Source organism: Micromonospora halophytica, from assembly GCF_900090245.1.
Taxonomy (GTDB): Bacteria; Actinomycetota; Actinomycetes; order Mycobacteriales; family Micromonosporaceae; genus Micromonospora; species Micromonospora halophytica.
In genome coordinates this window covers 107,035-126,747 of sequence record NZ_FMDN01000007.1, presented here as the reverse complement: position 1 = coordinate 126,747, position 19,713 = coordinate 107,035, and the positions used below count along the sequence as shown (strand labels likewise).

The window sequence follows — 19,713 nt, the reverse complement described above, 5'->3', positions numbered from 1 at the left end:
GTGCCGCGTACCGGCCCAGTGGTGCCGGTGATGAACAGCTTTCCAATCGGGGCGTGAGACGGGAGTGAGGCGATCGGGGACCCGACAGCGTAACGTTCGAGTGTCCTGCGTCACATCTGTTGCCGGTGGCGGTTACCGTGCCAGCGGTCGGCCATCGGGGTCGGCGACGACAGCGATGGAGGACGTGGTGGTCTTCAAGCGGCTCATGCAGGCGATGGGCGTCGGTGGCCCCTCCGTGGAGACGGTGCTGGCCAACCCGCACTGCCGGCCGGGCGGTCAGCTGGAGGGGCGGATCCAGGTGGCCGGCGGCGACCACGGCGTCGACATCTCCTACGTGGCGCTCGGCCTGGTCACCCGGGTCGAGGTGGAGGGCGCCGACTCCGAGTACAACACCAACCAGGAGTTCGCCCGCCAGCAGGTGACCGGCCCGTTCCGGCTGGAGGCGGGGCAGCGGTACGACATCCCGTTCCGCTTCCAGGTGCCCTGGGAGACCCCGCTGACCGACCTCTACGGCCAGCGCCTGCACGGGATGACGATGGGGCTGCGTACCGAGCTGGAGGTGGCGCGGTCGGTCGACTCCGGTGACCTGGACGCGGTGTCGGTGCATCCGCTGCCGGCGCAGGAGCGGCTGCTGGAGGCGTTGCTGCGGCTGGGCTTCCGGTTCGCCCGCGCCGACGTCGAGCGGGGGCACATCTACGGCGTACGGCAGAGCCTGCCCTTCTACCAGGAGATCGAGTTCTTTCCCGCCCCTCAGTACGCCCGCGCGATCAACCAGCTGGAGCTGACCTTCATCACCGAGCCACGACAGACCCAGGTGGTGCTGGAGATCGACAAGCGGGGTGGCGTCCTCTCCGAGGGGCGCGACGCCTTCGGCCGCTTCACCGTCGACCACGCAACCGTCGACACGGTCGACTGGGCCGCCCAGCTCGACGCCTGGCTGCGCCAGTCCATCCAACGCCGCGGCCTCTTCTTCTAACCCACCCCCACCCCCACCCCCGCCCGACTCCCACCCCCGCGATCTTGCAGTTCGGGCCGCGACAAAGGGCGCATCACACTCGAATCGGCGGCCATAAGTGCAAGATCGCGAGGATCGACGGGTGGGGTGGAGGTGGGGTGGGGGTCGTCAGAGGTTGAGGAGGATGGTGCGGGGGCCGACGTTGACGCTCTCGACGAGCATGTGGGCGCGGAAGCGGCCGGTCTCGACCTTGGCGCCGCGTTCGCGCAGCGCCTGCACGACGGCGGTCACCAGTGGCTCGGCCGCCTCGGCCGGGGCGGCGGCGGTCCAGGTCGGGCGTCTGCCCTTGCGGGCGTCGCCGTAGAGGGTGAACTGGCTGACCACCAGGACCGGGGCGCCGGTGTCGGCGGCGCTGCGCTCCTCGTCCAGGATGCGCAACTCATGGATCTTGCGGGCCATGGTCTGCGCCACCTGCGGGGTGTCCGTGTGGGTCACCCCGAGCAGCACCAGCAGGCCGTCGGCGATCTCGCCGACCACCTCGCCGTCGACCGTCACGCTGGCCCGGCTCACCGTCTGCACCACCGCCCGCATCAGCGGACCCCCCTTCGGCCGCCCGGCACAACCCGCGACACCCCGGCCGCCGGCGTCGCCCGGATCACCCGTGCCGTCCGTGCCGCCCGTGCCGCCGTTGTCGCTGGCGTCGACTGCGCCGCCCGTGTCACCGGAGCCGCCCGTGTCACGGCGTCACCGGCTCGATGATGCCGCGCTCCACGAGGTGCGCCACGATCGGACCGGCGGCGTCGGCCAGCTCGTCCGGGGTGACGTCGTGGGCGGCGGCGAGCAGGGCGAGCTGGTCGCGCAGCGGCAGCCGGCCGTCGGCCCCGCCCACCAGGGCCAGCACCAGCGGGTCGATCTCCTCGGTCCAGCGCAGCCCGTGCGGCATCGCGAGGACCTGCCGGTCCACCGCCCAGCCCTCGTCGCCCATGGTGGCCTCCTGTCGCAGCTGGAGCCCTTCGGCGGCCCGGTAGCGCTCGGCGAGCAGCGCGTCGGTGTCGCGTACCCGCAGGAAGTCCTGGCGGTCGAACCAGGCGGCGATCCGGTCGCCCATCGGCGGCTCCACCCGCTGGCGCAGGTCCTCCACCCGGACCACCGGGTCGTCGTGGCCCTGGCGGCGCAGCGAGACGATGCCGAAGCCGATCGCCTCCACCTTGTGCGCGTCGAACCAGTCCAGCCAGGCGGCCATTCGCTGCGGGTCGGCGGCCTCGCCGACGTCGGTGAGCCACAGGTTGACGTACGCCATCGGGTCGGCCACCTCGCGCTGGATCACCCAGGCGTCCAGCCCGGTGCCGGCGAACCAGCCGGCCACCCGCTCGGCCCACTCCTCGCCGGCCACGTGCACCCAGTTCGCCAGGTACTGCATGGTGCCGCCCTCGGTGAGCAGGCCGGGCGCAGCGGCGGCCAGTTCGGCGCCGATCGCGTCGCCGACCCGGCCGGAGTCACGGTAGACGTGCGTGGTGGTGCCGGGACCGACCACGAACGGCGGGTTGCTCACCACCAGGTCGAAGCGGCGTCCGGCGACCGGGGCGACCAGGTCACCACGGAGCAGTTCCCAGTCCTGGCCGTTGAGGGCTGCGGTGGTGGCGGCGAAGCGCAGCGCCCGCTCGGAGACGTCGGTCGCGGTGACGGACCGGGCGTGGGTGGCCAGGTGCAGCGCCTGTACGCCGGAGCCGGTGCCCAGGTCCAGCGCGGTCTGCACCGACCGGCGCATGGTCGCCCCGATCAGCGTCTGGGTGGCCCCGCCGATGCCGAGCACGTGCTCGGCGTGCAGCGGCCGGCCGGGTCGGGCGCTGGCCGGCACGTCGGCGAGCACCCACCAGTCGTCCCCGTACGGCTCCAGGTCGACCCCGGCGCGCAGGCCGTCACCGTGCCGCTCGACCAGCCCACCGGTGAGCGCCTCGGCGAGGTCGAGCGGGGCGAGGGCGGCGGCCACCGCCGGCTCGGGTTCGGTCTGGGCGCAGATGAACACCCGGATCAGGGTGGCGAGCGGGTCGCGGTCGGAGGTGGCGCGCAGCGCGGCGCGGAAGTCGTTGCGGGCCACCCCGCCGGTGGCCTGCGGGCCGAGCCGGCCGGCGATGCCGTTGGAGGTGAAGCCCGCCCGGTCCAGCGCGGTGCGCAGCGCCTCGACGCCGGCGGGGGAGAGCAGCATGTCGTGTCGTTCCACGAGGCCATCCTGCCTGCCTGCCGTCCCTCGCCGGTCGGCACCCGCGACATCCGCCCGCACGGCCGTGCCGGACCGCGCCACCGGCCTGGTCAAGCGGTACGACGGTAGCGTCGCCGACGTCTACGGCGCCGCGCCGACCGGCTTCAGTGCCACGATGAGCGCCACCAGGGGCGTGCGCCTGTTCGCGGTCAAGGTGCTCGACTGCTCCGGCAGCGCCAACGCCAACGCCTGCTACCACTCGCCCGGTGGACCCCACCCCTGTCCACCGAGGCGCGTCCCGTCGTAGGCGGTCGGCAGCCGGCAAGTCGACGCCGCGTCGGCGACGGCGCCGCCGGTCGGGGCGGCGGTCAGCCGACCGGGAGGGCTGGCGTGTCCACCGGGGCGGGGCTGGGCGGGGCCGGCCAGGCCCGGGCCCGGCCCTCGACGTGCACCGCCACCTCGGCGCCGACCGGGGCCGGGTCGGCTTCGTCCCAGATCCGGGCGGTGACCCGGGTGCCGTCGGCCAGCCGCAGGGCGATCAGCGCGTCGTGGCCGTGGAAGTCGTGGCGCAGCACCGTCGCGGTCACCGCCGCGTCCGTCGAGGCCGGGGTGAGTCGCAGCTGCTCGGGACGGACCAGGACCGTCACCGGCCCGTCCGGGGTGGCTCCCGAGATCGGCAGGACGCCCAGCGGGGTCCGGGCGGCCCCGTCGGCGGCGACCGCCGGCAGCAGCACCGCGTCGCCGACGAACCCGGCGACCCACTGGTCGGCCGGCTCCCGGTAGAGCGCGGTGGGGGAGCCGCTCTGCACGACCCGCCCCGAGCGGAGCACCACCACCCGGTCCGCCACCGACAGGGCCTCGCCCTGGTCGTGGGTGACCAGCACGGCGGTCGCCCCGTCGGCCCGCAGCGCCTCCCGGATGTCGTGCCGCAGCCCTGCCCGCAGTCCCGCGTCGAGCGCGCTGAACGGCTCGTCCAGCAGCACCAGTGACGGCCGCGGGGCCAGCGCCCGGGCCACCGCCACCCGCTGCTGCTGGCCGCCGGAGAGCTGGTGCGGCATCCGGTCGCCGTACCCGGCCAGCCCGACCAGGGCCAGCACCTCGTCCACCCGATCGCCGTGCCGGGCCGCGCGGTCCAGGCCGTACGCGACGTTGGCGGCCACCGTCAGGTGCGGGAAGAGCGCGCCTTCCTGGGGCACCACGGCGATGCGGCGGCGGTGCGCCGGCAGGTGCCGACCCGGGCCGGCCACCTGGAGCCCGTGCACCCGGATGGTGCCGGCGTCCAGTCGCTCGAAGCCGGCCAGACAGCGCAGCAGGGTGGTCTTGCCGCACCCGGACGGGCCGAGGACGGCGGTCAGCGCGCCGGCCGGGACGGTGAGATCCACCCCGTCCAGCGCGGTCACCGGGCCGTACCGCTTGACCACCCCGGTCAGCACGACCTCGCTCATCGGTCCTCCTTGTCGAGCAGGCCGCCGCGGGCGACCAGCCACCAGGTGGGCAGTGCCGAGATGGCCACCAGCAGCGCCGCGTACGGGGCGGCGGCCGCGTACGCCCCGACGGAGGTGGCCGTCCACAGTTCGGTGGCGAGCGTGTCCGTGCCGGTCGGGCGGAGCAGCAGGGTGGCCGGCAGTTCCTTCATGCCGGTGAGGAAGACCAGCGCCGCGCCGGCCCCGATGCCGGGGAGGGTCAGCGGCAGGGTGACCGTCCGCAGCACGGCCAGCGGCCCCCGTCCCAGCGACCGGGCCACCTCCTCCAGACCGGGCGGGGCCTGGGCGGCGGCCCCGGCGACCGAACCCACCGCCAGCGGCAGGAAGAGGGTGGCGTAGGCGAGTGCCAGCAGCCACGACGTCTGGTACAGCGGGCGGGCCACGGTGATGCCGAAGAAGATCAGCGACAGCCCGATCACCACGCCGGGCAGCGCGTGGGCCAGGTAGGCGAGCCGGTCCAGCACGGTGGCGACCGGGCCGGGGGCGCGGGCGGTGAGCAGCCCCAGCGGCAGCGCCAGCAGCATGGTCAGGGCGGCCCCGGCCAGCGAGAGCCAGAGCGAGTTGCCGGCGGCGGTGGCGACCTCGGTCAGCGCACCCGGGCGGGACACGCCGCTCACCAGCCGGCGGGCCAGGCTCACCGCCGGCACGCCGAGCGCCAGCACGGCGACCGCGACCAGCGCCGCGAGAGCCGGCCAGCGGGCCGCGCCGAGCCGCAGTCGGTTGGCCGGGCGGCGGGCGCCGCCGAGTCGGGCGTACCGGGCGCCGCGCCGGCGGGTGGCTGTCTCGCCGGCCAGCAGGAGCACGGTCAGCGCCACCAGCACGCAGGAGAGCACCAGCGCGCCGGTGCGGTCGAAGCCCAGGTCGAAGGCGACGAAGATGGCCCGGGTGAAGGTGTCCGCCCGCAGGATCGACACCGCGCCGAAGTCGGCCAGCACGTAGAGCGCGACCAGCAGCGCCCCGGCGGCGGTCGCCGGGCGGATCTGGCGCAGCGTGACGTCGGTGAAGGTGCGCCAGTCGCCCCGGCCCAGCGAGCGGGAGACCTCCTCCTGCGCCGGGTCCGCGCCCCTGAGGGCGGCCGCGACGGGCAGGAAGACGTACGGGTAGGAGCAGAGGGTCAGCACCAGCGCCGCCGGCCAGAACCCCTCCAGTCGATCGACGGTGGAGACCCAGGCGAACGCGGCGATGTAGGTGGGCACGGCCAGCGGCAGCGCGGCGAGCACCGCGAAGAACCGCCGGCCGGGCAGGTCGGTGCGGGTGACCAGCCAGGCGGTGCCCACCCCGAGCACCACGCAGGCGGCGGTGACCACGGCGGCCAGCCCGAGGCTGCGCGCCGCGAGCAGCCCGACCCGCTCGGTCCACAGTTCCGCGCCGATCCGCTCGGCGCCGGCCTCGGCGGTGCGTACCGCGAGGTAGACCAGGGGGACCAGGGCGACGGCCACCGCGGCGGTCGAGGCCACGAGCAGCGCCGGGCGCGGGGCCAGGCGGCGCAACCGTCCGGGTACGCCGAAACGGGCCGGCCCGTTTCGGGCCGGCCCCGCGTCGGGGGTGGTGACGGTCATGGTCAGGGTACGAGCCCGGAGTCCTTGATCAGGGTGATCGTGGCATCCAGGGTGTCCAGGTCGTTGAGGTCGATGTCCGGGGTGTCCAGGTCGGTCAGCGGCGGCACGCCGGCCGGGGCGGCGATCCCGGCCACCACCGGGTACTCGAAGGTCTGCTCGGCGAAGTGCTTCTGCGACTCCGGGTTGAGCAGGAAGTCGACGAAGGCCCTGGTGTCCGGGTCCTCGGCGGAGCGCTTGAGCACGCCCACGCCCGCGACGTTGACCAGCGCGCCGGTGTCGCCGCCGGGGAAGAAGTGCAGCTTCGCCTTGAGCCCGTCCGGCGTGGTGCCCTTCTCCTTGGCGATCTCGCCGAGGTAGTAGTGGTTGACCAGGCCGACCGGGATGGTGCCCTTGTCGACGTCCTCGACGATCTTGACGTTGTTGTCGCGGATCTGCGGCTCGTTGGCCTTGAGTCCGGCGAGGAAGTCCTTCGCCTTCTGGTCGCCGTGCTGCACCCGGATGGCGGTGACGAACGCCTGGAACGAGGCGTTGGTCGGGGCGACGCCGACCTTGCCCTTCCACTTCGGGTCGGTCAGCTCGAAGACCGACTTCGGCAGCTCGGCGGTGGGCACCGCGTCGGCGTTGTAGGTGAGCACCCGGGCGCGGGCGCTGACGCCCACCCACTGGCCGTTGCGCGCCCGGTACGCCTGCGGCACCTTCTCCAGGTCGGCGGCGGGCAGCGGGGCGAACATGTCGCGCTTGGCGACCGCGCCGAGGGCACCGGCGTCCTGGGCGAAGAAGGCGTCGGCGGGCGACTTGTCGCCCTCCTCGAGCAACTGCGCCGCGAGCTGGGCGGTGGTGGCGTACCGGGTCTTGACGGTGATCCCGGTCTGCTGGCTGAACTTGTCCAGCAGCGGCTTGACCAGGTTCTCGTTGCGGCCGCTGTACACCGTGATGATCTTGTCGCCGGCCTTGCCCGGATCCCCGGCGTCGTCCTCGCCGGAGCCGCAGGCGACCAGGCCGAACGAGAGCAGGCCGGCAGCGGCGACGGCCGCGAGGGACCTGCGGGCGGGGACGGGCACGACGTACTCCTTCGCTCGGTCAACGGGCACCCCGCCGACGCTCACGAAGTTAGCACAGCCTAACCTCAGATCGGATCGGCCCTGGTGGCGAATGGGACGGCCGACACACCCCGGTCAGTGCTGCTTGCCGCAGCGTGAGCGTGACTCCAGTCTTCCGGAGTGGATGCGTCAGCCCACTCGGCCGATGCCGGTGCGGTCACATCGGCAATTACCCGGAGTGGGACTGTGAGACCTGCGGTGAGCCGTGGCCCTGTCCGGCGTTCCGGGTGGCGCCTCGGCAGCGGTGGGATGTGGGCCGCTGATTCCGGTGATGTCGCTGCTGGTGGAGTACCGGGGCAGCCGTACTGCGCTGCTGCTCTATCTGGTCTATCTGGGCGCGTTGATGGCCGAAGCGCGTGACCAGCTCGCCCAGCTCAGTCCGGACCGGGCCCCGGACCTGCACGGGCGCTTCCTCTCCTGGGCCCGGGCCCGCGACTGACCCGGATCGACCCCTTGGCGCCGGCCGGCGGTTGCTGCTCCGGTGCGGAGCGCAGCGGTCGTCCGGGTCGAGGGGGTCTGGATCGTCCGCCGCAGGAGCGGGAGGGGTCTACGGACGCTACAGACCTGATGGCATGGATGGATCAACGGCGGCGGTCGGCGATCCATCCATGCCATCAAGTCGGTAGCGATCCCCACCCCGCCCCGGCTGCCGGCGGCGCGCCGTGCCGTGGCGTGCCGCGTGGTGGCGGCTGGACTGTGCCGTGGCGGTCGGGCCGGGCCCACCGTGGCGGTCGGGGTCGGTGCTCGACGGCGGGACCGGGCTGTGGCCACTCGTCCCCGCGTGTCCAGCAGGCTATCCGGGCAGCCGCGCGGGCCGGTGCGGAAACATGACTGCCATGGCACTCTCCCTTCCGATCGAACCCGCGGCCAACGACCTGCTCAACCGCAACGCCTTGGCCCTGCTGACCGGGATGCTGCTGGACCAGCAGATCCCCATGGAGAAGGCGTTCTCCTCCCCGTACGTGCTCAGCCAGCGCCTCGGGCACGACCCGGACGCCCGCGAGCTGGCCGGGTACGACCCGGAAGCGCTGGTGGAGGTCTTCGCCCGGCCGCCCGCGCTGCACCGCTTCCCGAAGGCGATGGCCGCCCGGGTGCAGGAGATGTGCCGGGCGCTGGTCGACCGGTACGACGGCGACGCCGCCCGGCTCTGGGCGGACGCCGCCGACGGCCGGGAGCTGCTGCGCCGGGTCGGTGAGCTGCCCGGCTTCGGCCGGCAGAAGGCGCAGATCTTCGTCGCCCTGCTCGGCAAGCGGTACGACGTGCGCCCGGACGGCTGGCGGGAGGCGGCCGGCGGCTACGGCGAGGAGGGCTCCCACCGGTCGGTGGCCGACATCACCGACGCGGAGTCGCTGCGTCGGGTCCGCGAGTTCAAGCAGGCGGCCAAGGCCGAGGCGAAGGCCGCGAAGGGCTGACGCAACCGCGCGTGCGCCCCGTTCGTTGGTAACCGCGACGGCGGGGGCGGTGGGCGATGGCGCAAAAGCAGGGCGAGGAGCTGCTGCGTGGCGGCACGAGTTCGCCCCGCGCCACCTTCCTGGAGCTCTTCTTCGACCTGGTCTTCGTCTTCGCGCTGACCCGCGTCTCCAAGCGGCTGATCGACGACGTGACGGCCGGCGGCCCGGACCTGCTCCGTCAGGGCGCGCAGACCGTGGTGCTGTTCCTCGCGCTGTGGATCGTCTGGTCGCTGACCGCCTGGGTGACCAGCCGGTACGAGCCGGAACGCAGCGCCATCCAGTTCGTGGTGGTGGCCTCCATGTTCGGCAGCATGGTGATGGCCGTGGCGACGCCGCGCGCGTTCGCGGAACGGGCGGTGCCGTTCGTGCTGGCGTACCTGGCCGTGCAGGTCGGCCGGCCGCTCTTCCTCACCCTGGCCCTGCGCGGCCATCCCCGCCGGACGGTCACCTCGCGGATCCTGCTCTGGTCCGTCGTCGGGGCGGTGCCCTGGCTGGTCGGCGCGCTGGTGCCGTCGGCGCGGGCGGTGCTCTGGACGCTCGCCCTGGCCTGGGACTACGTCGGGCTGGCGCTGGGCTGGCCGCTGCCCGGGCGCGGGTCGGTGCGGGCCTCGGGCTGGGCGGTGATGGGGGAGCACCTGGTCGAGCGTTACCAGCAGTTCTTCCTGATCGCGCTCGGGGAGACGATCCTGGTGATCGGGATCACGTTCAGCGGCGCGGCCTTCTCGGCCGCCCACGCGTCGGCCTTCGCCCTGTCGTTCCTGATCACGGCGCTGCTGTGGTGGATCTACTTCCACCGGGCGGGGCACGTGCTGGCCGAGGCGATCAGGGCGGCCCGCTCCCCGGGTCTGCTCGGCGAGTCGGCGAGCTGGACCCACCTGGTCATCGTGGCCGGCGTGCTGCTCACCGGAGTCGGCTACGAGCTGGTCATCGCCTACCCCTACGGGCAAACCGCCTCGGGTTGGCCGCTGTTCGTCATGGGTGGGCCGGCGCTCTTCCTGGCCGCCCGGGCCCGCTTCGAGTACGAGATCTTCGGGCGGGTGTCCCGCAGTCGGGTGGTCGGGGTCGTGCTGCTGATCGGGCTCGTTCCGGTGGTGTGGCGGCTGCCGTCGATCGGCGCGCTGGCGCTGAGTGCCCTGGTGCTGGCCGGGATCGCCGTCGCCGACGCCGTGCGGGCCCACGGGCGTCCGCTGGAGCAGCCGGCGACGCCGCTGTAACCGGGTGCCGCCGTGCGGGTCGGGCGGCCGAGCGCGGGCGGGCCGGGCCGGTCAGGCGGCCGTGCGGGCCGGGCGGCACGGCCAGGTGGCTGGGCCCGATGTCAGGCGGCGGTGGGGCGGGAGAGTGAGGCCAGCGCGCGCCGCACGTCGGCCAGGGAGACGGTGGCGGAGTCGTCCAGGTCGGCCAGGCCAGCCTCGATCCACTGCCGCATCAGCGTGGTGACGCCGATGCCCCGGGCCTCGGCGGCAGCCCGCACCCGCTCGTACGTCTCCACGGGCAGGCGCACCGAGCGGCTGACCATCGGCACGTCGGTGTCGGGGGTGGGCAGCTCCACCGGCTGGCTCTCGTCGATCAGCTCGGCGAGCGCCTCACCGTGGAACCGCTTGGTCGCCTCGTCACGGTTCATCGTGACCGCCTCCTCGTCGGCGACCCCTCCGCACGGCCTCGTCGTAGCGCTTGGCCTCGACGTCGCTCAGCTCGCGGGCGGAGAGGATGTCCCAGTCGTTGTCGGTGCCGTCGGCCTCGGCGAGCAGCACGGCCAGTCGTCGGCCGCGACGGGTGGCCGCGTAGACGACCATCACGTCGTCGCCCAGGTGCCGGATCACCCGGCGGGTGCTGTGCAGGGCCTCCCAGACTTCCCCGGGCGCGACGTCGTAGACCCGCAGGTTGCCCAACGCCTCGTCGGTGAAGCTGTACCGGCTGCCCACGAGCGGAGCGTACCACGCACGTAACACGCACGCGATCGGGTCGATTGTCGCTGATCACGGTGGGGGAGTGACAGGATGGGGCGTACCCATCGAGGAGGTCCGTGGTGAAGCGTCAGGCGTACCAACCGATCCTGATCACCGACGCCTCACGCAGCCAGGACGATCAACTCACCAGTCGGCAGAAGCGGTACGTGCTGATGATGGGCGTCCGGGTGGCCTGCGTGATCATCGGCGCGATCCTGGTCGGCGTGCAGGCTCCGCTGCTCTGGCTCTGGCTGCCGCTGGTCGCTCTGGGCATGATCCTCATCCCCTGGTTGGCCGTGCTGTTGGCCAACGATCGCCCGCCGAAGGAGCAGCACCGGCTCGCCGGGAAGTTCCAGCCCCGCCGCCGTGACGACACCCCGCCGATGAGCCTGACCGCGGAGGAGCGGCCGCGTAAGATCATCGACGCCGAGCCCTGACCGGTGCCCGGACGCGGTCGCCGCGCCCGGACACCTGCGACGGTCAGCCCCTCGACGGGGGCCGGGCGCGCCGGACGACGGTCAGCCCGCCGGCCGGGCCCCGACCGTCGACACCGCCAGCGCGCCGAGGTCGCCGGCGCGCGTCAGTGCCGCCCTCGGGGTCGCCCCGTCGAGCCAGGCGGCCAGCAGGCCCGCCGCGAACGCGTCCCCGGCGCCGGTGACGTCGACCACCGCCACCCGCCGGGACGGCGCCACGCTCACCGTCGCGCTCCGGTCGAACCAGACCGCGCCTGCGCCGCCCCGTTTCACCACCACCCGCCGCGCCGAGGCGGACAGCACCCGCGCCTGCGCCCCCGGGTCCAGCCCGCCGGCCAGCACGCCGGCCTCGTCCGCGTTGACCAGCAGCAGGTCGACGTCGCGTACCCAGGACAGGAACGCCGCCGCGCCGACCCGCCGCAGCGGCGCCGCGGAGGCCGCGTCGACGCTGGTGGTGAGCCCGCGCTCGCGCGCCACGGCCAGCGCGGCCAGCCCGGCCGGTCGCGACGCGGCGTCCAGCAGGCAGTACGCGGACAGGTGCAGGTGGGCGGCGTCGGGCACCGCCGCCAGGGCCCGCTCGACGTGCCCGGCGGTCAGCCTCAGGTTCGCGCCCCGCTCGGTGACCATCGTGCGCTCGTCACCGGTGGCCAGCACGATCACCGTGCCGGTGGTCGCGCCGGGGTGCACCTCGACTGCACAGTCCACCCCGACCCGCTCCAGCTCGGCCACCCGGTCCCGGCCGGCGCCGTCGTCCCCGACCGCGCCCACCAGGGTCACCGGTACCGCCAGCGCGGCCAGCCAGGCGGCCGTGTTCGCCGCCTGACCGCCCCCGCTGACCTGGATGGTGGCCGGGGTGTCCGAGCCGGTGGCGAGCGGGCCGGCCAGCACCGCCACCACGTCGGTGATCAGGTCACCGACCACCACCACCCGGGACGGGCGGGTCATGCCGCGTGTCGGCGGGCGGCCGCGGCGACGGCGATCCGGGCGGCCAGGTCGGCGTTGCGCAGGATGATCCGCACGTTGACCGCCAGACTCGCGCCGTCGGTGGCCGAGTGGAAGTGGGCCAGCAGGAACGGGGTCACCGCCTTGCCGGTCACCCCGTCGCGCTCCAGCAGGGCCAGGCCCTCGGCGAGGGTGCGGTCGTGCAGTGCCGGGTCGAGCTGCTCGTCGACGGGGAGCGGGTTGGCCACGATCAGCCCGCCGTCGTGCACGCACTGCTGCTCCCGGGCGGCGAGCACGTCCGCCACCTGCTCCGGGGAGTCCACCGACCAGTCCAGGTCGAAGCCGGCGTCGGTGAGGTAGAAGCCGGGGAAGCGCCGGGTCCGGTAGCCGACCACCCCGACCCCGAGGGTCTCCAGCCGCTCCAGGGTGGCCCCGACGTCGAGGATCGACTTGACCCCGGCGCAGACCACCGTGATCGGCGTCCGGGCCAGGGTGACCAGGTCGGCCGACTCGTCGAAGCTCTGCGCCGCCTCCCGGTGCACCCCGCCGAGCCCGCCGGTGGCGAACACGCCGATCCCCGACGCCGCGGCCACCGCGCTGGTCGCGGCCACCGTGGTGGCACCGTCCGCGCCGGTCGCGGCGGCGACCGCGAGATCGCGTACGGAGAGCTTGCTCACCCCGTCGGTGGTGGCGAGCCGGGTCAGCTCGGCGTCGTCGAGACCGACGACAAGTTCGCCGCGGACCATGCCGATGGTGGCCGGGACCGCCCCGGCGTCGCGTACGGCCTGCTCGATCTCGCGGGCGACCCGCAGGTTGTCCGGTCGGGGCAGACCGTGCGAGACGATGGTGCTCTCCAGTGCGACGACGGGGTGGCCGTCGCGCAGGGCGTCGGCGACCTCGGCGCCGAGACGGGTGTGAAAGTTGGTCACCTCCGTTACCGTACGGGCCGCCGTCGGGTGGGCTGCGGTGGACCCGGCCCTTGCGACCTGCCAAACTGGAAAGTTGGAGGTGTAGACATGAGCACTCAGATTCTTGAGCGTCCCGAACTGAAGGACGCCGACACCGGTCCCGAGATGTTCCATTACGTCCGCAAGGAGAAGATCGCCGAAAGTGCCGTCATGGGCACCTACGTCGTGGCGCTCTGCGGTGAGACGTTCCCGGTGACCAAGGCGGCCAAGCCCGGCTCCCCGGTCTGCCCGAAGTGCAAGGAGATCTACGACTCGTACGCCGAGTGATCCTCCGGCGGCCGTCCCGGCCGCCCCCGTAACCTTCGGGCCGTGACCACCTCCACCGCCCTGCTCGTCGCCGACCTCACCGGAGTGGCCGTCTTCGCCGCCTCCGGGGCCTCCGCGGCGGTGGCCAAGCGCCTCGACCTCTTCGGAGTCGTCTTCGTCGGCTTCGTGGCCGCCCTCGGCGGGGGGATCTTCCGGGACCTGGCCATCGACGAGGTGCCCCCGCTGGCCTTCGCCGACTGGCGGTACGCCACCACCGCCGGGGTCACCGCCGTCGCCGTCTTCTGGCTGCACCCCCAGCTCGCCCGGCTCCGGACCACGGTGCTCGTGCTGGACGCTGCCGGGCTGGCGCTGTTCACCGTCACCGGCACGCTCAAGGCGCTCGACGCCCAGGTGCCGGCCGTCGGCGCCTGCGTGATCGGCATGCTCACCGCGATCGGCGGCGGGCTCGGCCGGGACCTGCTCACCGCCGAGATCCCGGTGGTGCTGCGCCGGGAGATCTACGCCGTCGCCGCCCTCGTCGGCGCGATCGCCGTGGCGTTGCTGGACTCCCTGAGGCAGGCCGACACCGCCTGGCTGACCGCGGCGGCCGTGCTGGTCTTCGTACTCCGGCTGGTGGCCCTGCGGCGGCGCTGGTCCGCGCCGGTCGCGACGCTGCGTCCCCCGAAGACCGGCGTCCGCGGCCCCCGGGGCTGACCCGCCGCGGCACCGGTCGCGCCGGTCACGTTCCCGGCTCCGGATGGTGTGCGGGCGGGGCGACGGATGTGACCAGCGTGGCGTCGAGTGGGGAGACGGGCCCCCGCTGGTTATGCTGAGTCGGCCTTCGCGGCACCCGATGCGCGAGGGCCTTTTCATGGGCGGCGGTACCCGTGGCCCTCGGCCGGGCCCGCCGCCGTGCGGTCGAGAGGAGCTACGCGTGGCACCCCGGTTGCCGGCGCTCGAGACGTTCCCACCCCTGCGTGCCTGGCAACGCAAGGCGATGGTGGAGTACCTGCGCCGCCGGACCGAGGACTTCACCGCGGTCGCCACCCCCGGCGCGGGCAAGACCACCTTCGCCCTGCGGATCGCCGCCGAGCTGCTCGTCGACGGCACCGTCGACGCGGTGACCGTGGTCGCCCCGACCGAGCACCTGAAGACCCAGTGGGCCCAGGCCGCCGCCCGGGTCGGCATCCACCTCGACTCCGCGTTCCGCAACGCCGACGTGCACTCCTCCACCGACTTTCACGGCGCCGTCGTCACGTACGCCCAGGTCGGCATGGCCCCGCACGTGCACAAGCGGCGCACCCTGACCCGGCGCACCCTGGTCATCCTCGACGAGATCCACCACGCCGGCGACTCGCGCTCCTGGGGCGACGGGGTCAAGGCGGCCTTCGAGCCCGCGGTGCGCCGCCTGATGCTCACCGGCACGCCGTTCCGCTCCGACGACAACCCCATCCCGTTCGTGGAGTACGAGCGGGGCGGCGACGGGCTGCTGCGCTCCCGCGCCGACTCGGTCTACGGCTACTCCGACGCGCTGCGCGACGGCGTCGTCCGGCCGGTGCTCTTCCTGGCGTACTCGGGAGAGACCCGGTGGCGCACCAACGCCGGCGACGAGCTGGCGGCGCGACTGGGCGAGCCGATGACCCAGGACCTCATCGCGCAGGCCTGGCGTACCGCCCTCGACCCGGCCGGGGACTGGATGCCGCAGGTGCTGCGGGCCGCCGACGCCCGGCTGACCGTGCTGCGCAACGCCGGTATGCCCGACGCGGGCGGCCTGGTGATCGCCAGTGACCAGCAGAACGCCCGCTCGTACGCCAAGCTGATCGAGCAGGTCACCGGGGAGAAAGCCGCGGTGGTGCTCTCCGACGACGTGGGCGCTTCCGCCCGGATCGCGACGTTCGCGGCGTCCGAGCAACGGTGGCTGGTGGCCGTCCGGATGGTCTCCGAGGGCGTCGACATCCCCCGGCTCGCCGTCGGGGTGTACGCCACCAGCGCCAGCACCCCGCTCTACTTCGCCCAGGCGATCGGACGCTTCGTCCGGGCCCGCCGCCCCGGGGAGACCGCCTCGGTCTTCCTGCCGAGCGTGCCGCACCTGCTCGGGCTGGCCAGCGAGATGGAGGCCGCCCGGGACCACGTACTCGGCAAGCCCAAGGACCGCGAGGGCTTCGACGACGACCTGCTGGAGCGCGCCCAGCGCGACGACCAGGCCAGCGGCGAGCTGGAAAAGCGGTTCACCGCCCTCTCCGCCACCGCCGAACTGGACCAGGTGATCTTCGACGGGGCGTCCTTCGGCACCGCCGCCCAGGCGGGCACCCCGGAGGAGGAGGAGTACCTGGGCCTGCCCGGGCTGCTCACCGCCGACCAGGTCTCCATGCTGCTCACCAAGCGGCAGGCCGAACAGCTCGCCGCCCAGCGCCGCCGAACCGCCGTCAGGCCCGCTGAGCCGGCCACTGAGGCTCCGGCACCGCCGGCGGCGCCGATGAGTGCCGCCCAGCGCCGGGTGGCGCTGCGACGCCAGTTGAACGCCCTGGTGGCCGCCCGCCACCACCGTACGGGCCAGCCGCACGGCAAGATCCACGCCGAGCTCCGCCGGCTCTGTGGTGGGCCGCCCAGCGCACAGGCGACGATCGAGCAGCTCGAAGAGCGCATCGCGACCGTCCAGACCCTCTGACCGGTTCACCCCCTGGCGTCCCCGGTCGCCCTCGGCGCCTCCGTCCCTACGGTGCCTCCGTCAGCTTCGCGTCCGAGCGGTGCCGGTGGCGGGCGGGGGCGCACCGACGGGCCGATGCCGCCCGGCCGATGCCGCCCGCCATGGGTCGCGCCGCCGCCGCCCGCCGTGGCCGGCGCCACCCGCCATGAAAGCGCTCGATCCTGGATGTAGTGGCCTCGACCCGCTGGGATGCCACTACATCCAGGAAGTAGCACGATCTGGGTGCGGGGTGCGGGGTGCGGGGTGCGGGGTGCGGGGTGCGGGGTGCGGGGTGCGAAAAGCCGACCGGAGGTGCCCTGTCGGGTCACCTCCGGTCGGCTATGTCGTCGCTCTTACGGTTGCGGATTCAGTTCGCCATCAGATCGGCGCCACGCCAGCTGAACTCCGGGTCCGTCGCGTACTTCACGGTGATCTTCACGAGATCCTCCGCGTACTTGTTCGCGTGGTGCCCACAGAACACCAGCTCGCTCCCACCCGCCAGAGTGATCCGGAGCTTACCGGCAGCATTGCAGCGGTCGCACCGTTCATCGGCGGCTGGGGGAGCCACCGTCTCGGGCGGCGGCGTGAGGGTCGGGGTCATCGCCTTCCTCCTCTGGTCGTCACCGATGAACACTCTCTTCGGTCGTTGCTCACCCATCGTGCAACACCCTTGCCGGGCCCTGCCTTCCCTGTGTGCCCGCGGGCGACCGAGGTCACACATGACGGGAAGACAGTGTGCCGTGTGCCAAGGGTGCCACGTCAACGATCACAAACGGGCAACCGACCGATCACCTTCAAGGTGTTCTACGGCTGGTGATCAAACCGACACGGTTGGTTGACGCGAAGGGGTCAGTCCAGGTAGTCCCGGAGCACCTGCGAGCGGGACGGGTGCCGGAGCTTGGACATCGTCTTGGACTCGATCTGCCGGATCCGTTCCCGGGTCACCCCGTACACCTGGCCGATCTCGTCCAGGGTGCGCGGCTGGCCGTCGGTCAGGCCGAAGCGCAGGCGTACCACGCCCGCCTCACGCTCGGAGAGCGTCTGCAGCACCTGCTGGAGCTGGTCCTGCAGCAGCGAGAACGAGACGGCGTCGACCGCGACCACGGCCTCCGAGTCCTCGATGAAGTCACCGAGCTGGCTGTCACCCTCGTCGCCGATGGTCTGGTCGAGTGAGATGGGCTCCCGGGCGTACTGCTGAATCTCCAGCACCTTCTCCGGTGTGATGTCCATCTCCTTCGCGAGCTCCTCCGGGGTGGGCTCGCGGCCCAGGTCCTGGAGCAGCTCACGCTGGATCCGGCCGAGCTTGTTGATCACCTCGACCATGTGCACCGGGATGCGGATGGTGCGGGCCTGGTCGGCCATGGCGCGGGTGATCGCCTGGCGGATCCACCAGGTGGCGTACGTGGAGAACTTGTAGCCCTTGGTGTAGTCGAACTTCTCCACCGCGCGGATCAGGCCGAGGTTGCCTTCCTGGATCAGGTCCAGGAAGGCCATGCCGCGACCGGTGTAGCGCTTGGCCAGCGAGACGACCAGCCGGAGGTTCGCCTCCAGCAGGTGGTTCTTGGCGCGTTCACCGTCGCGGGAGATCCAGAGCAGGTCCCGCTGCATCTCGCGGGTGAGCTTCTCCTCGCCCTCCTCGGCCGCCCGCAGCCGCTCGGCGGCGTAGAGCCCGGCCTCGATCCGCTTGGCGAGCTCCACCTCCTGCTCCGCGTTGAGCAGCGGAACCTTGCCGATCTGCTTCAGGTACGCCCGGACGGAGTCGGCCGAGGCGGTCAGCTCGGCGTCGCGACGCGCCTGCTTGAGCGCCTCGGACTCCTCGTCGTCCCACTCGAAGTCGTTGTCGCTGGCGGAGGCGGCGGCGTCGGTCGCGGCGGCCTTGGCCAGCTCGGCCGGCTCCTCGACCACGACGTCCTCGATCTCGGCCGCGAGCTCCTCGGGATCGATCTCGCCCTCGGCGCCCTCGCCCTTGGCCTTACCGGCGGCCTTGGCCGCACCGGCGGCGGCCACGGTCGCCTTGGTGGCGCGGGTGGACTTGGTCGCCTTCGCGGCCGGCGCGGCGGCCTTGGCCGCCACCCCGGCGGTGGTGGCGGCCTTGCGGGCCGTCGCCTTCCGCGGGGCGGGGGCCGGGGCCTCGTCGGCGGCGGGCGCCTGCTTCGGGGCGGGCGCGGCGGCCTTCTTGGTGGTCTTGGCGGTGGTGGCCCGCGAGGCCGGGGTGGCGGACCGGGCGGCAGCGACCCGACGACGGGTGCTGGCCGAGCCGTCCACGACCACGGTCACTCCCGCCTCGGAGAGCGCCCGCAGGATCTTCTTGGCCTGGGCCGGGGTCACCTCGGCGGACTCGACGGTGCGCGCGAGCTGGGCCGACGTCAACTGACCGCCGGCGCTCTGCGCGTGGGCGATCAGAGTGTCGGTGAGCGAGCGAACGTCGGCGCCGGTCTGGCGGGGTTCTGTCACGAATGACCTTCCGGAGGCGAAGAGCGAGCACGGCCGGGTCGTCCGGCGCAGCATGGCGCACCGTGCCGGGCGATGTCGTTGAGAGACCCCCGTGTCCCGGGCCGGCCGGTGGCTGGCGGTCCGTGGCGCGTGGGCAGGGTGAATTGTAACGCCGTCTGCGGCGATCATCCTGCGGCGCACGGCGGATCGGCGGTAGGACCGCCGATTGGGCGCAGTTGTGGACTTTGTAAGGATGATAACCACGCGTGCGGCGGGACGTCCCGATCGTGCGAGAAGGGGACGAATCATGACTCGTTCGGTGCCGCCGCCGGCGGAGCTGTTGGAGATCGCTGTCGAGGTCGCCCGGGACGCGGCGGCCACCGCGTACCGGATGCGCGCCGAGGGGGTGTCGATCGCCGCGACCAAGAGCACCGTCACCGACGTGGTGACCGCCGCCGACCGGGCGGTGGAACGGCAGGTCCTCGACGCCCTGGCCAAGCAGCGTCCCGACGACGCCGTGCTCGGGGAGGAGTACGGCGCGGCGGAGGCCGCCGCCGCGCCCAGCGGGGTCCGCTGGATCGTCGACCCGATCGACGGCACCGTGAACTACCTCTACGCGATCCCGTACTGCGCCGTCTCGCTGGCCGCCGAGGTCGACGGCGAGGTGGTCGCGGGGGTGGTGCGCAACATCTTCACCGGCGAGGAGTGGACCGCCACCGCGGGCGGCGGCGCCTGGCGCGACGGGCGGCGGCTGCGCTGCTCCACCGAGACCGACCCGGGGCAGGCGCTGGTCGCCACCGGCTTCGGCTACGACCCGGGACGTCGGTCGCACCAGGCCCGGGTGATCGCCGAGCTGATTCCGCACGTTCGCGACATCCGCCGGCTCGGCGCCGCCGCGCTGGACCTCTGCCTCGCCGCCGAGGGGCGGGTGGACGCGTACTACGAGAAGGGTCTGGCCGCCTGGGACCTGGCCGCCGGTGGGCTGGTCGCCGCCGAGGCGGGGCTGCGGGTCACCGGGCTGCGCGGCCTGCCGGCCGGGCCGGACCTGGTGATCGCCGCGCCGCCGGCGCTGTTCCAGCCCCTGCACGACCGCCTCGCCGACCTGGACGCCTCCGGCGGCCCCTGAACCGCCACGGGCGCGTTCCCGGCCCCGGCGGTGGGTTCCGGATCCTGTCGCGCGTCCCGGCGGCCGGGCGTGTCCCGGTCGGAAGGACCGCGCGACCCGACCGCGACGAAACGGCGGTGTCCGGCACCGGACACCGCCGTCGCG

General features: G+C 73.5%; 21 protein-coding genes. 10 read left to right on the top strand and 11 right to left on the bottom strand.

The genetic code is table 11. The features are described 5' to 3' along the window. The first annotated feature begins 187 nt into the window (after positions 1-187). Positions 188-976, top strand: a complete 789-nt coding sequence (locus GA0070560_RS12755) for a sporulation protein (protein ID WP_091295765.1) — start codon at positions 188-190, stop codon at positions 974-976. A gap of 147 nt (positions 977-1,123) precedes the next feature. Here the strand turns inward: GA0070560_RS12755 and dtd are convergent, their stop codons facing one another. Together dtd and GA0070560_RS12745 are read right to left on the bottom strand one after the other, a co-directional pair. Next, positions 1,124-1,546: a D-aminoacyl-tRNA deacylase gene (gene dtd, locus GA0070560_RS12750; RefSeq protein ID WP_091295379.1), complete on the bottom strand. Its 423-nt coding sequence runs from the start codon at positions 1,544-1,546 to the stop codon at positions 1,124-1,126. A 145-nt stretch (positions 1,547-1,691) separates the two neighbouring features. Next, positions 1,692-3,176 (bottom strand): DUF7782 domain-containing protein, encoded by a 1,485-nt coding sequence (locus tag GA0070560_RS12745; protein WP_170839381.1) that lies wholly within the window; start codon positions 3,174-3,176, stop codon positions 1,692-1,694. A 64-nt stretch (positions 3,177-3,240) separates the two neighbouring features. On the opposite strand from GA0070560_RS12745, the gene GA0070560_RS12740 reads away from it, so the two are divergent. Beyond that, the gene (locus tag GA0070560_RS12740) at positions 3,241-3,462 is read left to right on the top strand and encodes a hypothetical protein (protein ID WP_091295372.1); all 222 of its coding nucleotides are present in this window, start codon (positions 3,241-3,243) and stop codon (positions 3,460-3,462) included. 61 nt (positions 3,463-3,523) lie between these two features. Here the strand turns inward: GA0070560_RS12740 and GA0070560_RS12735 are convergent, their stop codons facing one another. From GA0070560_RS12735 to GA0070560_RS12725, 3 genes are all read right to left on the bottom strand, one after another. Continuing rightward, entirely contained in the window at positions 3,524-4,600 is a 1,077-nt protein-coding gene (locus GA0070560_RS12735) for an ABC transporter ATP-binding protein (RefSeq protein WP_091295368.1), read from the bottom strand. After that, positions 4,597-6,129 (bottom strand): ABC transporter permease, encoded by a 1,533-nt coding sequence (locus GA0070560_RS12730; protein WP_091295763.1) that lies wholly within the window; start codon positions 6,127-6,129, stop codon positions 4,597-4,599. Before GA0070560_RS12730 ends, GA0070560_RS12735 begins: the two co-directional genes overlap by 4 nt. Positions 6,130-6,200: 71 nt before the next feature. Beyond that, positions 6,201-7,259, bottom strand: coding sequence for an iron ABC transporter substrate-binding protein (locus GA0070560_RS12725; RefSeq protein ID WP_091295364.1), 1,059 nt, complete (start codon positions 7,257-7,259; stop codon positions 6,201-6,203). 310 nt (positions 7,260-7,569) lie between these two features. Between GA0070560_RS12725 and GA0070560_RS12720 the strand changes: the two genes are divergently transcribed. From GA0070560_RS12720 to GA0070560_RS12710, 3 genes are all read left to right on the top strand, one after another. Further along, a complete protein-coding gene (locus GA0070560_RS12720; protein WP_245675492.1) occupies positions 7,570-7,737 on the top strand; it encodes a hypothetical protein in 168 nt (55 codons plus the stop codon). A 388-nt stretch (positions 7,738-8,125) separates the two neighbouring features. After that, positions 8,126-8,710 (top strand): HhH-GPD-type base excision DNA repair protein, encoded by a 585-nt coding sequence (locus tag GA0070560_RS12715; RefSeq protein WP_091295361.1) that lies wholly within the window; start codon positions 8,126-8,128, stop codon positions 8,708-8,710. Positions 8,711-8,766: 56 nt separating this feature from the next. After that, positions 8,767-9,963 (top strand): low temperature requirement protein A, encoded by a 1,197-nt coding sequence (locus tag GA0070560_RS12710; protein ID WP_091295358.1) that lies wholly within the window; start codon positions 8,767-8,769, stop codon positions 9,961-9,963. A gap of 101 nt (positions 9,964-10,064) precedes the next feature. Here the strand turns inward: GA0070560_RS12710 and GA0070560_RS12705 are convergent, their stop codons facing one another. Both GA0070560_RS12705 and GA0070560_RS12700 read right to left on the bottom strand, forming a co-directional pair. Beyond that, a complete protein-coding gene (locus GA0070560_RS12705; RefSeq protein ID WP_088978056.1) occupies positions 10,065-10,370 on the bottom strand; it encodes a hypothetical protein in 306 nt (101 codons plus the stop codon). After that, positions 10,360-10,671 (bottom strand): hypothetical protein, encoded by a 312-nt coding sequence (locus GA0070560_RS12700; protein WP_245675491.1) that lies wholly within the window; start codon positions 10,669-10,671, stop codon positions 10,360-10,362. Before GA0070560_RS12700 ends, GA0070560_RS12705 begins: the two co-directional genes overlap by 11 nt. A gap of 104 nt (positions 10,672-10,775) precedes the next feature. Here GA0070560_RS12700 and GA0070560_RS12695 point away from each other — a divergent pair, with 104 nt between their 5' ends. Further along, entirely contained in the window at positions 10,776-11,132 is a 357-nt protein-coding gene (locus GA0070560_RS12695) for a DUF3099 domain-containing protein (RefSeq protein WP_091295761.1), read from the top strand. Between the two features lie 81 nt (positions 11,133-11,213). Here GA0070560_RS12695 and GA0070560_RS12690 read toward each other — a convergent pair whose 3' ends face one another. Beyond that, positions 11,214-12,113, bottom strand: a complete 900-nt coding sequence (locus GA0070560_RS12690; protein ID WP_091295351.1) for a carbohydrate kinase family protein — start codon at positions 12,111-12,113, stop codon at positions 11,214-11,216. Next, positions 12,110-13,039 (bottom strand): pseudouridine-5'-phosphate glycosidase, encoded by a 930-nt coding sequence (locus GA0070560_RS12685; protein ID WP_091295348.1) that lies wholly within the window; start codon positions 13,037-13,039, stop codon positions 12,110-12,112. Before GA0070560_RS12685 ends, GA0070560_RS12690 begins: the two co-directional genes overlap by 4 nt. A gap of 87 nt (positions 13,040-13,126) precedes the next feature. Here GA0070560_RS12685 and GA0070560_RS12680 point away from each other — a divergent pair, with 87 nt between their 5' ends. The 3 genes from GA0070560_RS12680 to GA0070560_RS12670 all read left to right on the top strand — a co-directional run bounded on the left by GA0070560_RS12680 (position 13,127) and on the right by GA0070560_RS12670 (position 15,992). After that, the gene (locus GA0070560_RS12680; protein WP_088978061.1) at positions 13,127-13,345 is read left to right on the top strand and encodes a DUF3039 domain-containing protein; all 219 of its coding nucleotides are present in this window, start codon (positions 13,127-13,129) and stop codon (positions 13,343-13,345) included. Positions 13,346-13,387: 42 nt separating this feature from the next. Continuing rightward, on the top strand, positions 13,388-14,038 hold the full coding sequence (locus GA0070560_RS12675; RefSeq protein ID WP_091295345.1) for a trimeric intracellular cation channel family protein: 651 nt from the start codon (positions 13,388-13,390) through the stop codon (positions 14,036-14,038). 220 nt (positions 14,039-14,258) lie between these two features. Further along, a complete protein-coding gene (locus tag GA0070560_RS12670; RefSeq protein WP_091295341.1) occupies positions 14,259-15,992 on the top strand; it encodes a DEAD/DEAH box helicase in 1,734 nt (577 codons plus the stop codon). 385 nt (positions 15,993-16,377) lie between these two features. Here the strand turns inward: GA0070560_RS12670 and GA0070560_RS12665 are convergent, their stop codons facing one another. Together GA0070560_RS12665 and GA0070560_RS12660 are read right to left on the bottom strand one after the other, a co-directional pair. After that, positions 16,378-16,611, bottom strand: coding sequence for a DUF7455 domain-containing protein (locus tag GA0070560_RS12665; RefSeq protein ID WP_088964796.1), 234 nt, complete (start codon positions 16,609-16,611; stop codon positions 16,378-16,380). A gap of 248 nt (positions 16,612-16,859) precedes the next feature. Further along, positions 16,860-18,464 (bottom strand): RNA polymerase sigma factor, encoded by a 1,605-nt coding sequence (locus GA0070560_RS12660; RefSeq protein ID WP_091295337.1) that lies wholly within the window; start codon positions 18,462-18,464, stop codon positions 16,860-16,862. A gap of 286 nt (positions 18,465-18,750) precedes the next feature. Here GA0070560_RS12660 and GA0070560_RS12655 point away from each other — a divergent pair, with 286 nt between their 5' ends. Beyond that, positions 18,751-19,569, top strand: a complete 819-nt coding sequence (locus GA0070560_RS12655; protein ID WP_091295334.1) for an inositol monophosphatase family protein — start codon at positions 18,751-18,753, stop codon at positions 19,567-19,569. The last annotated feature ends 144 nt before the right edge of the window (positions 19,570-19,713 follow it).

Excerpts from the sequence above, each read along its gene's own strand:
- GA0070560_RS12665 (WP_088964796.1), bottom strand. The coding sequence starts at position 16,611 with ATGACCCCGACCCTCACGCCGCCGCCCGAGACGGTGGCTCCCCCAGCC.
- GA0070560_RS12720 (WP_245675492.1), top strand. The coding sequence starts at position 7,570 with ATGTCGCTGCTGGTGGAGTACCGGGGCAGCCGTACTGCGCTGCTGCTC.
- GA0070560_RS12690 (WP_091295351.1), bottom strand. The coding sequence starts at position 12,113 with ATGACCCGCCCGTCCCGGGTGGTGGTGGTCGGTGACCTGATCACCGAC.
- GA0070560_RS12680 (WP_088978061.1), top strand. The coding sequence starts at position 13,127 with ATGAGCACTCAGATTCTTGAGCGTCCCGAACTGAAGGACGCCGACACC.
- GA0070560_RS12705 (WP_088978056.1), bottom strand. The coding sequence starts at position 10,370 with ATGAACCGTGACGAGGCGACCAAGCGGTTCCACGGTGAGGCGCTCGCC.
- dtd (WP_091295379.1), bottom strand. The coding sequence starts at position 1,546 with ATGCGGGCGGTGGTGCAGACGGTGAGCCGGGCCAGCGTGACGGTCGAC.
- GA0070560_RS12735 (WP_091295368.1), bottom strand. The coding sequence starts at position 4,600 with ATGAGCGAGGTCGTGCTGACCGGGGTGGTCAAGCGGTACGGCCCGGTG.
- GA0070560_RS12715 (WP_091295361.1), top strand. The coding sequence starts at position 8,126 with ATGACTGCCATGGCACTCTCCCTTCCGATCGAACCCGCGGCCAACGAC.
- GA0070560_RS12655 (WP_091295334.1), top strand. The coding sequence starts at position 18,751 with ATGACTCGTTCGGTGCCGCCGCCGGCGGAGCTGTTGGAGATCGCTGTC.
- GA0070560_RS12710 (WP_091295358.1), top strand. The coding sequence starts at position 8,767 with ATGGCGCAAAAGCAGGGCGAGGAGCTGCTGCGTGGCGGCACGAGTTCG.